Here is a 16,623-nt window from a genome sequence, read left to right on the forward strand (position 1 = left end):
GCTATACCCCTTTAATTGGAATTGTAGCGTTAGCTTGTTTTAATATAACGCTATAAATTTGTGAATCTAGCTTTGTAACTGTGCCGTATGGGAATGAACCGGTTTTCAATTTTTTCCCTTCTTCCACACGTATAATCGTTGCAGTGTGGTTTGGTAATCCTTTATATGCAATATGAACAGCATCATCTTCATAAGAAACAGCTAAATCACCAGTTTGATAAATTTTCATAGAAGCAGTTGCTTCGCTTTGTGTCATACTTTTTATATAAGGATATCTTTCTCGTATTTCTTTAATTGTCGTTTTATAAGCTTTAAATAATTCTTCCCACGTTAAATTACCCGAACGTTTTTCATCAAGGATATCATCTGGATGGACGAAATGTGAGATAACCCCTAAATTTGCGGTAACATCAGCTAAAATAAATTGTTCTTCATCTGGGATAGCGTAGCCACTCGTAATACGCGGGAAGTGATATATATTTTTGTTGTGCTCGTCTGGTCCAAATTCTTGAATTAAACTGCCGTTACTTTTACTTCCCACATATAGAGAAGCAACTGTTTCCATAGTTGGAACCGCGTCGTTTAATGCACTTAATCCAGTTGTATTTATAATATTGGATGGTGGTACATAGGTTTTTAGTTTTTCGTTTGGAAAGAAGTTATACACGAGTTTTTGTAAAGCATCTAAGGATCTCTCCATGTCCTCTTTTGAATTCCATGGAACATATTCAAGTGCTTTATCTACTGGGTCTGGTGGTAATAATAAAGGTTGATGGTTATAGCCATGAATACCGATTTCTCCACCGTGACTTAATAATTCTCTCCCAAATAATAAATAGGTATTTCTATTTTTACCTGTGAAATTTTCAAAAGGTGGCGTTACTTTATTTTGGTATGTCCCAATTGCAACCCCTGTATATTTAATATCAAGTTCTTCAGAGATATCCTTCATATTTTTCCACCAATGTTTTTTATAAAATTCTTCAACAGAAATTTTTTCTGTTGTTAAGTTTTTTAGTTCTCCACTTGGAATTGGAGATGGGAAGTCATCGATATACATAATCTCCGCTCCAAGTTGTACTGTAACGAAAGTCGGGAAAATAGTACCCAGTGATTGAACGAACATACCTCTACCTAATTTATCGTTCAATGCTGTTGTGTTCCAATATAAGACTTTTCCTTCACCGTAGTCATTGGTCCAAAGGATGGGAGTATCTTCTGCAGTAATCCAAGTATTAGTTGTATTCTCATCTAGCGTAATATTCATTGAGCTATGAGTGAACAATGGAGAAGAACTTGAGAGATCAGGATAACCAGGGAATAAAACTTCTTCAAAGGTTAATCCTTTCACATCTTTGAAGCCTTCTTTTTTTGTAATACCAAATAATGTGTTCCAAGAAGGATCTGAATCAAGTCGGTTTGCGATAATAATCCTTCCACCCATTTGTACAAAATTTTGAATATCAGCTTGTGGAAGTTGCGCCATTATTTCACCTGTAATAATAATTCCTGTATAGGGAGAGGGAGTAAGTCCCTTAATTTCATTAGCTGTAATATCTTTATAGTGTAGGTGTGCGTAATCCATTGCCTTTTTCGTATTAAATTCGACTTGTTGCCCTAATGTATTATCCGTTTTTAAAACGTATAATTGCATTTTTTGTCCATTTTGGGCTGCATCTTTTGCTTTGAGTGTTTTAACAGTATTTGTTTCTTTAGTTTTAGGAACAGAAAACTTTTGATAGAAATTTTCTGTTCGATATATAAGGATAGATATAATTAAGAGAAATAAAATGATACTAACAATTCCGATATATATATTAATCCCCTTTTTCAATGTGTGCGCCTCCAAACTGCCTTACAAATAATTGATATTTACGCGGTAGTATATGAACCCTTTTTGCAGCTGCTAGATTATTGATTAAGTTATAGAGCTCGTCCCATAACTTTTGCTCATAATATATTTCAAGTAACCCAACATAACCGTAATATGATTCAGGATAGAAATGAATAAGATTTAAAAATTGTTCTTCAGACTTTGCATATTGTTTTGTATGTAGAAACAGATTTCCAAGGTGGAAAGGATAAAGAGGTTCGGTAGGGAATAGTTCTACACTTTGTGTAATAAAATTCATAAATTCGGCGATTATTTTTTCCTTTTGCTGATTAGAAAGAAGACCACTGTCTATATATCTTAAATAGTTAGAAACCAACTCTTTTGCAATTTCCTTTTGTGGATTTTGTAGAAATTGCTTATTTAAGTATTCGATCTGTTTTTCGTACCGTTCATTTAGTAAATTAATAGTAGTTGCTGCGTAATGTACAGTTTCAGGATCTTTATGGTGAATGGCTTCTTTCAATAAGCCTCCTTCATTGGAAATAGGGGAGGAGCTTAACTGTACAATGAGTTGTTTATGTAATTCAGGCTTATCTAGTTCTAATCCAGAAGAAAATGAAATTAGGTCCATATCTTGTTTTGCTGATGCCAAAATATCTTCATAATGATCAACTTGAAAGGAAACATACTCAGAGTATTGCTGTAACCACTCGGTTTTGGAGCGTCTTATATTCAGTAATAACATGATTGCTGATACAATAAGTCCGACAAGCGGGAAAAGGAGAGAGATAATCAAGCAAAACTCAATAATTCCTTTCTTATCTTCAGTAATCAAACCTTTCGTAAATCGAAATAAAAGAAAAACCAAAATAGCATAAATAAAGTAAAGAAGGAGTAAAATCATTAGCATACCACTCCTTTAGAAGAAAGAGCGTTTTGTATACGAGTTTTGACTGGTAATAAAAACTTTTCTTCAGTGCCAGGTAATAGAATCATAACTTTTTGCTTGGTTGTGCTATAACCGAATATATCGATATCACGCAAATGATCTTTTAAAATAGAATTTATTATTTCTAAGGAATCTTGTGGAACAGTAAATTCAAAATAGGAATATGGATAAGATAATGTTTCGTAACGTTTCTTTTCTATTTTTAGTAAATGTTCAAATTCATCTTCATAATAAATGCTCGTTTTAGGGAATGTACGATCCTCTTGACTTGATAGCCAAAGATTAGAAGCGTTTTGTAAACGATCACCCATCCAGCGTAAATACCATGTGAAAAGTTCGAATTGCTCAGAAGTTACTTTTGAAAATTCAATTTCGTCTAATATAATGACGTATTGTACATCATCTTGGAATAGGACGGGACCAACTAAAAGTGGAGCGTCTTGAAAATCCTCTTCTGTACGGAAAAAAGGTCGATTATGCGCTAGAGCATTTTTGATGACTAGCGAAGCATTTTTAACAAAAATGGATTGAGGTAAGGTGTTTTTACCAGTTTCTGCTCTTAATTTAATACGAAGTGATTGTTTATTGTTATCAACGTGGTAGATACCAATTTTTTTTGCTCCGAAATACATTTTTAATACATTTATTCCCTCATCGAGTACAATTTCAGGATGTGTATGATTTAAAGCTTTAAACATATGATACATTTTAGATAAGTGATTATTTGATTCAAGTACGCGAGAACGTAGTGTAATACGTGTTTCATCCAATTGTTTCACAACATATTTTAATTCTTTATTTTCGGCTTTTAGCTCATTATTTATCATATGTACATCTTCATACCGTTCTTTTTGTGCAGTACTCATTAGTCCACAACATAAACTAATAACAAGTAAGAAAATCCAATTAATCCAGTAATCTAATGAATAAAAGTACAGTAATATATCATCTTCTTTATATATACCGCTTACAAAAATATAAATCATTGCTTCTAGAAAGGTGAAAAGGGCGATAGATATGCCATACCGGCTAGAAATAATTAATGTAATAAATAAGAGTAAGAAGTATTCATACGTTGGTGTTAGAAAATCAGTTAGTATTGAGAGAAAAAATAGAGCAATAAAGAGAATCGTAGGTTCAATCATTTTTTGTAATAAATTAGATTGTCTATAGTGCATAAAAAATCCCTTCTTTCGTTTGCGAATTTAATTTTGAGGAATAGTACACTGAAATAAAATACATAATTTAAAAGAATTATTTTAAAATATATAATATACGAAGCCCAAATCATTTTATCAACAGAGATGTAGTAAATTCAAGTGAAATAAATTCTAATTTTTGTTAATGTATTGTATTTATTGGAATTTATATTAAATATCGAGCTTGAAAAAATGTAAAATGTTATTGTATTACTATACTTGTATTAATATTTAAAACGATAAAAAATTACAGTTTTATAGGGGGGGAATATTATTATGGAGTGGAAACGTTCCATATGCTTTTTAGCTATATTTTCTTTTATTTTTTCCTCAAGTACATCCGCCCAAGCAAATGTCGTGGAACCAGTTTTAAAAGATGTACGAAGTTATAAAATTTATTATGGTGAAGCAAATGAGCAAGTAATTGAGGGACTTTCAAAGTATGACATGGTCATTATAGAGCCATATGCATTTACGAAAGAGCAAGTTCAGCAATTAAAAAAATCCGGAACAGTAGTCCTTGGGTATGTTAGTGTTTTAGAATTAGAATCGTGGCATAAATCGCAAGTAGTTGAATCAGACTATTATTATCGAGACGGTAAGAAAATGAAGATTGAGCAGTGGGATACATATATTATGAATTTAGCTGATGAACATTACCGGCGGATTGTTGTAAATAAAGTGAAACAGCAAGTTATTGGAAAAGGAATAGACGGTGTGTTTTTAGATACCGCTGGTGATATTGATGACTATTTTTATGATCAGCCAGTTACACAAGGGAAATTTCGCGAAGCATATGTAAATTTATTAAAAGAAATAAAAGGTGTTGATTCCGATTTGCTTCTTATACAGAATTGGGGATTTGACACAATCAAAAATACATCCTTGAATTTTATACATGGTGTATTGTGGGAGGACTTCAATAAACAAGCTATTACGAAAGATGAATGGAGTCAAAATTGGATGCGCTATTTTAAACAACAAAGTAATAAGATTGTAACGTTTACCGTTACTCCAAATACCGTATCTAAAAAATATAGTTCTATAAATGGGTTTATTCCTACAATTAATCCGAATGATATTTATGATAAATAGCAATTATTAGGGATGAGAAACTATCAATATTCACTATGAAAGTTTAGGTCAGTATACGATTATCTTATAAAGATGAATGTATTACTGACTAGCTCATTTTATAATATTCCATGTTAGAAATTAGTAGAGTAAGATAGAAAAAATGCATTATCCTATTAATTTTTATAGAAATGAAAAACGTAATGTTTAAAATAACATCAATACTTGTGTCATGGTTAGAGTACGTTTATAATCAAGGAATCTTATTAATGTTCTGATAGGGTTATTTATGATTGAAAGCGTTTTAAATTTGGTGTTCTTCAAGGTAGGAAGTCTGACTTATTTAAATTAAAAATTATGTATGTAGTTTTAAATAGGAAGAAAAATAATAAAGAATCACTTTATATTGTGGGGAGGTTAAAAGTGTGAAAGGGAAAGACTTTCACACGAATACATATGGGTTACGTAGGATTATTACTTTCGGGTGCAGCTTTATTTTTAAATAGTCTTGTTATATTAGGAAAAGCAGAGATGAAAAGTGCAGGTGTTTTTAATTTATTTGTGGGTGCACTACAAATTATTATTCCGTTCTATTTAATCATGATTTCTGATCAAAGCAATTGGACGGTATATTCATATGCAGCTACTTTCTTATTCGGATTAACCTATTTATATGTAGGTGTTACTTTTATAAAAGGGATGGATAGTAGCGGTCTAGGTTGGTTTTGTATTTGGGTAGCAATTATTGCTTTATTCTATATGGTTGTTTCATTTGTTCAATTCCACGATGTTGTGAATGCGCTAACGTGGTTTATGTGGGCATTACTTTGGTATTTATTCTTTGTATTAAATACACAAAAAAAGAACATCAATCAATATCTTGGAAGGATTGCCTTCGTACAATCATGGGTAACATTGACGTTACCTTCACTCTTTTATTTTATGGGAGTATGGGGAGAGGGGTTCGTATATGAATTATGGGTTTATGTATCTGTAATTTCTATTTTATACTTCTGTTATTGTATTTATAAATATCGAGTACGTTAATATATTTTTTGGAGAAAAGCATGGAATCGTTAAACGAGTTCCATGCTTTTTATATGTTAGCATTTATAATAGAGAGGTAGTATTTTACAATTTATCGAAATGGGGATGATAAAGTTGAAAAAAGTATTGGTGCTAGGGGGAACTAGATTTTTTGGTAAACATTTAGTAGAAGCACTTTTGCAAGATGGGCACGATGTAACGATTGCGACGAGAGGAATTACGGAAGATTCTTTTGGAAGTAGAGTAAAAAGACTTATTGTAGATAGAGAAGATGAAAAACAACTAGCAGAGCGTCTAGCAGATAAAAGTTATGATATTGTATACGATAATTTATGCTATAGCTCGAATGCAGCGAAGATAATATGTGAAGTGTTACGAGGGAAAACGAAGAAATACGTTATGACATCTTCAATGGCTGTCTATGAACCAGCACTAAGTTTATCAGAAGAGGACTTCAATCCGTACGAGTATGAAATTGCGTATGGAGATAGGAATGACTTCAATTATGGTGAAGGAAAGAGATTAGCCGAAGCAGTTGTATTTCAACAAGCAACATTTCCAGTTGTTGCAGTTCGTTTTCCAGTTGTTATTGGAGAAAATGATTATACGAAAAGGTTACAATTTTACGTTGAACATATTGTGAGAGAAGAACCTGTCGCAGTGAATCATCTAGATGGAAAATTGTCGTTTATACATGAGGAAGAAGCCGGGGGATTTTTAGCTTGGTGCGGGATGAAAGACATAGAAGGGCCAATTAATGCTTGTAGCAACGGGGTAGTTTCTACTCGGGAAATTATTCATTTTATAGAAGAAAATACGGGGATAAAATCACGCATTCAAGAAGTAGGAGATCATGTAGCACCTTATAATGAAGTGACTAATTGTACATTACATAATGGAAAAGCTAATGAATTAGGATTCCCGTTCCGAGGGTTGAAAATAGAAATAGAACAAGTATTACGTTATTACATACATGCAATGAAATAATCATAAATCCCCCGGTGGCAATCCGGGGGATTCTGGAGGATTTCGACAATACTAATTCTACATTACCAAACTTACCTTATACGCACGACTAATGTGTTTGTGACTGAATTGCTTGTAAATACTTTTCATTTACCTGGTCCCAGTTCACTGTATGCCACCAATTGGTAACAAATTCTGGACGCCGATTTTGATACTTTAAATAATAGGCGTGTTCCCATACATCGATGACGAGTAATGGAGTCTTCCCTTCTTGCAGAGGTGTGTCTTGATTAGGTGTACTCATAACAGTAAGTTCTTCACCATCAAGGACAAGCCACCCATAGCCACTTCCAAAACGGCTAATTGCTGCTTTAGACAGTTGATCTTTTAAGTTGTCAAAGGTATTGAAATAATAATCAATTACTTTTGCAACGTCTCCATTAGGCTCGCCGCCACCCCGTGGGCTCATTACTTCCCAAAACAGACTATGACAATAATGTCCACCACCGTTATTTCTGACAGCTGTAACAATTTCCTTTGGTAAAGTTTCTAAATTACATAGTAACTCTTCTAAAGATTTATTATGTAATTCCGTATAGTTTTCTAAAGCAGCATTCAAGTTATTTACGTATGTCGCATGGTGTTTTCCGTGATGAATAGAAAGTGTGTCGCTATCGATATATGGCTCTAGTTCATCATAGTCATATGAAAGCTTTGGCAATTGAAATGAAGACATAATATTACCTCCTTTCCTTTTAAAAGTTGGTCTAGGTAAAAATAATTTACCTGAGTCAAAAATACACCTATTTTTTATGTAAGTCAATAGTAATCTCTTTAATTTTCTGAAAAATATTACAATAAAAGTAACAATTCGACTTTCGTTTGTGACTCTTATTCTTTTTGCTTATACTGTAAAGTAGAACGTTTTGTTGGAATAGAAGGAGATCGTTTATGAGTAAAACGAAACAATTAATAGAGGAAGCGAGTCAATTTATTACGATTTGCTATAAAGAACTTAATAAAGAACAATTCATAGAAGAACGTATGAAGGAAATTCAAGTTGAAATAGAAAAGACGGGGACGTATGAACATACATTTGAAGAACTTGTCCATGGATCGCGAATGGCATGGCGCAATAGTAATCGATGTATCGGAAGACTATTTTGGAGTAAGATGCACATATTAGATGCACGTGAAGTAAATGACGAGGAAGGTGTATATAATGCATTAATTCATCATATTAAATATGCAACGAACGACGGAAAAGTGAAACCGACCATTACAATTTTTAAGCAATATCAAGGTGAAGAAAATAATATACGAATTTATAATCACCAATTGATTCGGTATGCAGGATATAAAACAGAAATGGGAGTGATTGGTGACTCTCATTCCGCTGTGTTTACAAATTTTTGTCAAGAACTTGGCTGGCAAGGAGAAGGTACGAATTTCGATGTATTGCCACTTGTGTTTTCTATAGATGGAAAAGCGCCTATATATAAAAAAATTCCGAAAGAAGAAGTAAAAGAGGTACCAATTGAACACCCAGAATACCCAATTTCGTTACTTGGAGCAAAATGGTACGGGGTTCCAATGATTTCAGATATGCGCTTAGAAATTGGCGGTATTTCCTATACAGCAGCTCCGTTTAATGGATGGTATATGGGAACAGAGATTGGGGCACGTAACTTAGCGGATCATGATCGCTATAATTTACTTCCAGCAGTTGCGGAAATGATGGATTTGGATACATCGAGAAACGGTACGTTATGGAAAGATAAGGCACTAATTGAGTTGAATATTGCTGTATTATATTCCTTCAAAAAACAAGGAGTTAGTATTGTAGATCATCATACAGCTGCACAACAATTTCAACAATTTGAGAAGCAAGAAGCATCATGTGGACGGGTTGTCACTGGCAATTGGGTGTGGCTCATTCCGCCGTTGTCGCCAGCTACCACTCATATTTATCATAAACCGTATTCGAATGAAATTTTGAAGCCGAATTTTTTTCATAAATAGTTTGTAGTATAGGGCATTTTCTGTAAAAATATAAATTTTTTTAATTACTGTTACGTAGCAAATGGAAGCCTTTACCCTCGGTTATTTTTGGAAGGAGCTTTTTGAACCAAGGAGTTCCTTATGTTATAATCAAATTTCTGTTTCGAAGACCTTATAGAAATATAAGGTCTTTTATTTTGCTTTTTTATGTAAGAGGAATAGAAATTTTCTTTTAAATAAGGGATTTAGCATATTTTTAGGGACAACATAAGTGTGTAGGAAATAGATAAATTATTATACTTATATAATCATTGTGTTTTGGGTGTAAACAATAAAACATAATAAAGTTGTTTTTTTAGATTGCTGAGGAGGGAGGAAGTGTAAATGAGGATGAAGAGTCGAAAAACGGATTGGCCTGTATTTCTTATTAGTGGTGGTTCGCTTTTATTATTTGTAATTGCGGTTTTCTTAAATAAAAATTATGTAGAGGGAGTCATTAATAGCAGTTTTGCAGCTTCAATTAAATATTTTGGTGCCTTCTGGCAAGTTTTATTAATTGGTACATTTATTGTTGCAATGTGTATGGCATTCTCGAAATATGGAAGAGTTAAACTTGGGGGATTAGAAAAACCTGAGATTAGTACGGCAAAGTGGCTTGCTATTATTATGTCGACATTACTTGCCGGAGGTGGCGTTTTTTGGGCAGCTGCAGAGCCAATGTACCACTTGATGACGGTGCCGCCGATACATGAAGGTATATCTGCTGGAACGAAAGAAGCAGTAATGCCTGCTTTAGCACAAAGTTATATGCATTGGGGTTTCTTGGCTTGGACGATTTTAGGTACAATCAGTGCGGTAGTTATGATGTATGGGCATTATCATAAAGGTATGCCGTTAAAACCTCGAACGCTTTTATATCCTATTTTTGGTGAGAAATTGCGAAAGAGTTTGCTTGGAACAATGATTGATGCATTTGCCATTATTGCGGTAGCTGCAGGGACGATTGGACCGATCGGATTTTTAGGCTTACAAGCAAGTTATGGCCTACAAGCATTGTTTAATATTCCTGATGTTTTTACTACTCAATTAGCAATTATTATTTGTGTAGTTGCGGTTTCTACTATATCTGCAGTAACAGGAATTAATAAAGGGATTCAAATTATAAGCGATTTAAATGTTAAATTAGCGATTTTATTAATGGTATTTGTATTATTATGTGGACCAGGTGGATTTATTATTGATTCGTTTGTATCTTCGTTTGGATTTTATATAAATGAATTTATTCCAATGAGCACATACCGCGGTGATACAGGTTGGTTAGGGTCGTGGACAATCTTTTTCTGGGGATGGTTTATTGGATATGGACCGATGATGGCAATTTTAGTGAGCCGTATTTCAAGAGGAAGAACGATTCGAGAAATCATCGTTGCAATTGGAATTATTGCACCTATTATTACAACATTTTGGTTTACAATTCTGGGAGGATCAGGTGTGTTTTATGAATTAATGAAGCCTGGTTCTATTTCTAGTGCATTAAGTGAATCGGGTATGCCAGCTGCTATGATTGCAATTACAGAGCAACTGCCACTCTCTCATATTATTGGGCCGGCATTTCTTTTATTAACAATTTTATTTGTAGTGACAACAGGAGATTCAATGGCTTATTCGATTTCGATGGCAGTGACTGGAGATGGAGATCCTAGAATTAGCTTACGAATTTTTTGGTCGCTTATTATGGGAGCAGTTGCTGCAATTCTGTTATACATGGGTGAGGGAAGTATTAACGCCTTACAATCATTCATCGTAGTAACAGCTGTCCCGGTATCTATTCTATTGTTCCCAATGCTATGGCTAGCGCCTAAAGTTGCAGGGGAACTAGCATTAAAACAAGGCATTGTAAAAGAAGAAGATAAAACTAGCTTCTTGTTCCAAAAAGCTAGTAGATCAAAATAAATAATTGTATTCATATAAAAAGAGGAAGCATTTCAAATGAAATGCTTCCTCTTTATTATTTATTTAACTAAGATCATACTCTGTGCAGTTTCAAGCTATTCTAATACTTTATCTTTCGTCTCTGGGACACATAGTAGCATTGTAATTAAACCGATTGGATAGATAATGAAGATAAGAGATAATGCGCCCATTAAATTACCACCTGCAGCAAGTAATCCGATAATAACAGGTCCAAAGCCAGCTAAACCACGTCCTGTACCGAAAATAAAGTTTTCTGCTGTAGAGCGAGCTTCAGCAGGATAGTTTTCAGCTAAAATTGCTCCGAATCCTCCCATCATGCCATTTGCGAAGAATCCAAGCAATGCGCTGCCCCATAACAATAATGTTGGATTTGTGAATAAGAAGAAGTAAATGAGACAGTATATAGTACCACCGACATAATAGATTGTAAAAGTTTTACGGCGACCAATTTTATCAGCTAGAATTCCAAAAATTGCAATTCCAATTAACATACCGATCGTAGAGATGAACATCCAACCACTAGCTTTTGCTAATGTATAGTTATATTTATTCGCTAAAATAGTTGGCATCCATGTAAAGATACCATAATATCCGAAGTTCTGGATGAATGACATAATAATAAGGCCAATAGTTGTTACTGTTACTTTTTTATTTGCAAATAGCTTTCGAAGTGGGAACTTTTTCATTTGTTTTAGTTGTTCAGCCTCAGTAGTTGTTAAACTGCCTTCAACCTCTTTTTGTAACAATTCTTTTTTGTATCGTTGTTTTTGTTCCCATATTTTCGGTTCACTTAAACTTTTTCGTACATAAACAGCTAATAAAGCGGGAATAAGTCCAAATAGGAAAACAGCTCTCCATCCAAAATGCGGGACGATAAATGCTGGAAGGAGTGAAGCTACTAGTACGCCAAATTGCCATCCAAGTGCAACAACAGATGTCGCCTTAGCACGCATTTCTTTAGACCATGTTTCAGTTACGATGGCCATTCCAATCCCGAATTCACCACCAACTCCCATCCCCACTAAAAAGCGAAGAATTAATAATTGCCAATAATCTGTTGCGAAATAAATAAGTGCTGTTGCGAGTGAAAATAGTAAGATTGTGAAGGCCATCGTACGGATACGCCCAAATAAATCAGCAATAAATCCAAATAAATAAGACCCAATTAGCATTCCTATTGTGGTAGCTAAAGTTAAGTTTCCACCTTCAACAGGGCTTAAATGAAATTCTTTTAAAATGTAGACGAGTACGAAAGATAAGAGCAACATATCTAAGCCTTCTGCTGCATATCCTAACGCAGACCCAAATAATGTTTTATATCTTTTCTCTTTCGTTTCCTCTGTTGTTGATTGTACATCAGTAGTGACGTTCATCATTACTCCCCCTTATTTTCTTCTACAGTCGCTATGGAAGAATAACAAAAGGCCTTCTCACCTGATATGATGAGAAGGCCAAAAAAGCATACGTATTCCTAAAATAGGCCATACGTATAGTATATTCCGACTTCCTTCTCAACCTCACGGGGTTGGGTTAAAGGACTGTATTATATTACTTTATTTTTAGCACTCTTCTATTAGATTGTCAAATAGAGCGGGAATTGTTATGTGTAAAATATTACAAAAGATATTTCATTCTTCTTGACGCCCACTTCATTATTTTCCGATAATAAAACTAACTCATATAAAAAGGAATGAATCACAGATGCTAAATTTAGTACTTATGATGATTGAACGTGTCGGGCTTATTGTTATTTTAGGGTTTTTACTTTCTCATATTAAAACGTTCAGGCGCCTTCTTCATAAGCAAGATGGGTATGTAGATAAGCTTAAGCTTATTTGTATTTTTTCGGTGTTTACAATTGTAAGCAATTACACAGGAATTGAAATAGCAGGAAATACGATTATGAATGAAAATTGGCTACAGGGTGTTTCTTCATCGAGCACAATCGCGAATACACGTATTATGGGTGTTGGAATTAGTGGATTGCTTGGTGGCCCTATCGTCGGAATTGGAGTAGGATCAATTGCTGGTATTCACCGTTATATGCTTGGCGGGACGACTGCACTAAGCTGTGCAATCTCTTCAATTTTAGCGGGGGTTATAACAGGTTATATTGGATACATTTTTAAAAAGTATAATCGTACAATTACGCCTAAATTTTCAGCGGTTTTAAGTGTGTTTATCGTTTCTTTAGAAATGATTATGATCTTATTAATTGTAGAAGATGGAATGAGTATTGTGAAAACAATTGCGATACCAATGATCCTTGTAAATAGTTTTGGAAGTTTTATTTTACTTTCTATGATACAAGCTATATTGCGTCAGGAAGAGAACGCAAAGGCACTTCAGACTCATAAGGTATTACGTATTGCAGATAAAACGTTACCGTATTTTCGCCAAGGCTTAACAGAAGAATCATGTAAGCATGTGGCACAAATTATTCACCGTTTTACAGGAACAGATGCGGTATCCTTAACAGATACAGAGAAAATATTAGCTCATGTTGGATTAGCATCAGATCACCATATTCCTTCACATAGTTTAATAACTGGTTTGTCGAAAGAAGTGTTACAAACAGGGAAAATAATGAAAGCAAAATCACGTGAGGTCATTAATTGTCAACATGAAGGATGCCCTTTGCAAGCGGCGATTGTTATTCCGCTAACTTCACATGGAAATACGATAGGGACATTAAAACTGTATTTCAAAAATCCTAACCAGTTAAGTCGTGTGGAAGAGGAATTAGCAGAAGGATTAGCAAAAATATTCTCTACACAACTTGAATTAGGGGAAGCCGAGTTGCAAAGTAAATTATTGCAAGATGCGGAAATAAAGGCATTACAAGCACAAATTAACCCGCACTTTTTATTTAATGCGATTAATACAGTATCAGCTTTATGCCGAACAGATGTAGAGAAGGCAAGGAAGTTATTGTTACAACTTAGCGTGTATTTCCGTTGTAATTTGCAAGGCGCACGTCAGTTATTGATTCCACTAGAACAAGAATTAAACCATGTACAGGCATACCTATCGCTAGAACAAGCAAGGTTCCCAAATAAGTATGAAGTAAAGATGTATATTGAGGATGAGCTAAAGACAACTTTAGTACCACCATTTGTTCTTCAACTATTGGTTGAAAATGCGTTGCGACACGCTTTCCCGAAGAAGCAACCAGTATGTGAAGTGGAAGTGCATGTTTTTGAAAAAGAGGGTATGGTTCATTTTGAAGTAAAAGATAATGGGCAAGGAATTGAGGAAGAACGTTTAGAACAATTAGGAAAGATGGTAGTTTCGTCCAAGAAAGGGACTGGAACAGCTTTATATAATATTAATGAACGTCTTATTGGGTTATTTGGAAAAGAAACGATGCTTCATATCGAAAGTGAATTAAATGAGGGGACAGAGATTACTTTTGTTATTCCAAAAAAAGTAGGGGAGGAAGAGCAGATTGTTAAAAGTACTAGTAGTTGATGATGAAATGTTAGCACGCGATGAACTAAAGTATTTATTAGAAAGAACGAAGGAAGTTGAGATAATTGGTGAGGCTGATTGTGTAGAGGATGCATTAGAAGAGCTAATGAAAAACAAACCAGATATTGTTTTCCTAGACATTCAGTTATCTGATGATAACGGATTTGAAATTGCGAATATATTAAAGAAGATGAAAAATCCACCTGCCATTGTATTTGCGACTGCCTATGATCAATACGCGTTGCAAGCATTTGAAGTAGATGCGTTAGACTATATTTTAAAGCCATTTGATGAAGAACGTATTGTACAAACATTAAAGAAGTATAAAAAACAAAAGCAGTCGCAAATAGAAACGAAGCAAGAAATAAAAGGGGCAGATGTAACGGCAGAGATGCATAAATTAGCATTACCAATTGAAGAATCAATCGTACTTGTAAATATTGAAGATATTATATATGTAGGGCTTGTGGATGGAAAAGTGACAGTAAAAACAATGAGGGACACATATATAACACACGATACACTTGTGATTTTGGAAAAGAAGTTGCCGCAAGCAAGTTTTATGCGTGTACATCGTAGCTTTATTGCAAATATTAATCATATTACTGAAATCCAGCCGTGGTTCAATTCTACTTATAATTTAATTATGAAAGAAGGATCAAAAGTACCTGTTAGTCGTACATATGCAAAAGAACTCAAGAAGCTGCTTCGCATTTAAGAAGCAGCTTTTGTATTTCAGCCTTTTATATGTGTAACTGATTCTGTATATTTGACGTTCTGTTATGTAAACGCTTACTAAGGCGAGTATATCCTATACAATAAAGGTACCAAATCGAAAGAGGTGGCCAAAATGAGTACGAAAAAAGTATATAGTTTCTTATCACAAGCATTCATATTCTCAGCTATTATGTTAGTTTCTAATATTATTGCAACACATTTACCAATTCCGATGCCTTCATCGGTAATCGGGTTAGTCATTTTATTTAGTCTATTATGTTTAAAGGTTATTAAATTGGAACAAGTTGAATCACTTGGAACAGCTTTAACAGGTATTATCGGATTCCTTTTCGTCCCATCAGGTATTTCGGTTATTAATTCTCTTGGTGTAATGGGACAATATTTTGTACAAATTTTAACTGTAATTGTTGTCGCGACAGTTATTTTACTCGCTGTAACAGGATTATTTGCACAATTTATTTTAGGAAAAGATGAAAAAGAAACAGAAGATACAAAAGAATTGAAAGTAGTAAATAAAGGACGCAAGCACGGAAAAGTTGCGTAACTATTTTTGGTATATATTGTTAGGAGGGAATGAACATGGCAAGCACAATGACTCCATATTTCGGAATCGTCGTTTCATTAATCGCATACGGAATCGGAACATTATTATTCAAGCATTCAAAAGGGTTCTTCTTATTCACACCATTATTCGTAGCGATGGTATTAGGGATTGTCTTTTTAAAAGTAGGTAACTTTACTTTCGAAGAATATAATACTGGTGGAAAAATGATTAGCTTTTTCTTAGAGCCAGCAACAATTGCGTTTGCAATTCCATTATATAAACAAGTGGATAAGTTGAAAAAATATTGGTGGCAAATTTTATCAGCTATCGTGGTTGGATCTATTTGTTCAGTAATTGTCGTGTTCATTGTTGCAAAAGCAATTGGCCTAGATACAGCAGTAATGAATTCAATGTTACCACAAGCGGCAACAACAGCAATTGCGTTACCAATCTCTGAAAGTATTGGTGGTATACCAGCAATTACATCGTTTGCAGTAATCTTTAACGCAGTTATCGTATACGCATTAGGAGCGTTATTCTTAAAAACATTTAGAGTGAAACATCCAATTGCAAAAGGTTTAGCACTGGGAACAGCAGGTCATGCATTAGGAGTGGCAGTAGGAATTGAAATGGGTGAAGTAGAGGCAGCTATGGCAAGTATTGCTGTAACAGTAGTTGGAGTTGTAACGGTAGTTGTCATACCGATGTTCATGCCATTCATTGGATAGTAAAACTTACTTAAAAAATGAGAAAAGCAAGCTATTTGTAGGACAGATTTCTACTGATAGCTTGCTTTTTATGTTACAGTAGTGGTAAGACCTATTTT

14 protein-coding genes are annotated in these 16,623 nt (G+C 34.2%); 9 read left to right on the forward strand and 5 right to left on the reverse strand.

The window, feature by feature from the left end; genetic code table 11:
* Position 1: 1 nt before the first annotated feature.
* From MR079_RS06810 to MR079_RS06820, 3 genes are read right to left on the reverse strand one after another with little or no spacing between them, the layout of a single operon-like run.
* A complete protein-coding gene (locus MR079_RS06810; RefSeq protein ID WP_139868613.1) occupies positions 2 to 1,834 on the reverse strand; it encodes a DUF2194 domain-containing protein in 1,833 nt (610 codons plus the stop codon).
* The gene (locus MR079_RS06815; protein WP_098922098.1) at positions 1,818 to 2,738 is read right to left on the reverse strand and encodes a tetratricopeptide repeat protein; all 921 of its coding nucleotides are present in this window, start codon (positions 2,736 to 2,738) and stop codon (positions 1,818 to 1,820) included. The genes MR079_RS06810 and MR079_RS06815 overlap by 17 nt, the downstream gene beginning before the upstream one ends.
* The gene (locus MR079_RS06820; RefSeq protein ID WP_139868611.1) at positions 2,738 to 3,961 is read right to left on the reverse strand and encodes a GAF domain-containing protein; all 1,224 of its coding nucleotides are present in this window, start codon (positions 3,959 to 3,961) and stop codon (positions 2,738 to 2,740) included. Before MR079_RS06820 ends, MR079_RS06815 begins: the two co-directional genes overlap by 1 nt.
* 297 nt (positions 3,962 to 4,258) lie before the next feature.
* Here MR079_RS06820 and MR079_RS06825 point away from each other — a divergent pair, with 297 nt between their 5' ends.
* The 3 genes from MR079_RS06825 (at position 4,259) to MR079_RS06835 (ending at position 7,090) form a co-directional block, all read left to right on the forward strand.
* Positions 4,259 to 5,077, forward strand: coding sequence for an endo alpha-1,4 polygalactosaminidase (locus tag MR079_RS06825; RefSeq protein ID WP_139868609.1), 819 nt, complete (start codon positions 4,259 to 4,261; stop codon positions 5,075 to 5,077).
* Positions 5,078 to 5,512: 435 nt separating this feature from the next.
* Positions 5,513 to 6,103, forward strand: coding sequence for an AmiS/UreI family transporter (locus MR079_RS06830; RefSeq protein WP_000542569.1), 591 nt, complete (start codon positions 5,513 to 5,515; stop codon positions 6,101 to 6,103).
* Positions 6,104 to 6,208: 105 nt separating this feature from the next.
* Entirely contained in the window at positions 6,209 to 7,090 is an 882-nt protein-coding gene (locus MR079_RS06835) for an NAD-dependent epimerase/dehydratase family protein (RefSeq protein ID WP_242293748.1), read from the forward strand.
* A gap of 88 nt (positions 7,091 to 7,178) precedes the next feature.
* On the opposite strand, the gene sodA is transcribed toward MR079_RS06835, so the two are convergent.
* Positions 7,179 to 7,805 carry a superoxide dismutase [Mn] gene (gene sodA, locus MR079_RS06840; RefSeq protein ID WP_139868604.1) on the reverse strand — a complete coding sequence of 209 codons (627 nt, stop codon included), beginning with the start codon at positions 7,803 to 7,805 and terminating at the stop codon, positions 7,179 to 7,181.
* 215 nt (positions 7,806 to 8,020) lie between these two features.
* Between sodA and MR079_RS06845 the strand changes: the two genes are divergently transcribed.
* Both MR079_RS06845 and MR079_RS06850 read left to right on the forward strand, forming a co-directional pair.
* Positions 8,021 to 9,091, forward strand: coding sequence for a nitric oxide synthase oxygenase (locus MR079_RS06845; protein ID WP_242293749.1), 1,071 nt, complete (start codon positions 8,021 to 8,023; stop codon positions 9,089 to 9,091).
* A gap of 363 nt (positions 9,092 to 9,454) precedes the next feature.
* Positions 9,455 to 11,023, forward strand: a complete 1,569-nt coding sequence (locus MR079_RS06850; RefSeq protein WP_242293750.1) for a BCCT family transporter — start codon at positions 9,455 to 9,457, stop codon at positions 11,021 to 11,023.
* Between the two features lie 95 nt (positions 11,024 to 11,118).
* Here MR079_RS06850 and MR079_RS06855 read toward each other — a convergent pair whose 3' ends face one another.
* Complete coding sequence (locus MR079_RS06855; RefSeq protein ID WP_242293751.1) at positions 11,119 to 12,417, reverse strand: MFS transporter; 1,299 nt, start codon at positions 12,415 to 12,417, stop codon at positions 11,119 to 11,121.
* A 328-nt stretch (positions 12,418 to 12,745) separates the two neighbouring features.
* Between MR079_RS06855 and lytS the strand changes: the two genes are divergently transcribed.
* The 4 genes from lytS (at position 12,746) to lrgB (ending at position 16,525) form a co-directional block, all read left to right on the forward strand.
* Positions 12,746 to 14,515, forward strand: coding sequence for a two-component system sensor histidine kinase LytS (gene lytS, locus MR079_RS06860; RefSeq protein WP_139868596.1), 1,770 nt, complete (start codon positions 12,746 to 12,748; stop codon positions 14,513 to 14,515).
* A complete protein-coding gene (locus MR079_RS06865) occupies positions 14,493 to 15,233 on the forward strand; it encodes a LytR/AlgR family response regulator transcription factor (RefSeq protein ID WP_000921835.1) in 741 nt (246 codons plus the stop codon). Before lytS ends, MR079_RS06865 begins: the two co-directional genes overlap by 23 nt.
* Positions 15,234 to 15,365: 132 nt before the next feature.
* Positions 15,366 to 15,797 (forward strand): antiholin-like murein hydrolase modulator LrgA, encoded by a 432-nt coding sequence (gene lrgA, locus MR079_RS06870; RefSeq protein WP_242293752.1) that lies wholly within the window; start codon positions 15,366 to 15,368, stop codon positions 15,795 to 15,797.
* 35 nt (positions 15,798 to 15,832) lie between these two features.
* Positions 15,833 to 16,525, forward strand: coding sequence for an antiholin-like protein LrgB (lrgB, locus tag MR079_RS06875; RefSeq protein ID WP_000168869.1), 693 nt, complete (start codon positions 15,833 to 15,835; stop codon positions 16,523 to 16,525).
* The last annotated feature ends 98 nt before the right edge of the window (positions 16,526 to 16,623 follow it).

The sequence above is a fragment of the Bacillus cereus group sp. BfR-BA-01381 genome (assembly GCF_022663555.1).
GTDB lineage: Bacteria > Bacillota > Bacilli > Bacillales > Bacillaceae_G > Bacillus_A > Bacillus_A pacificus.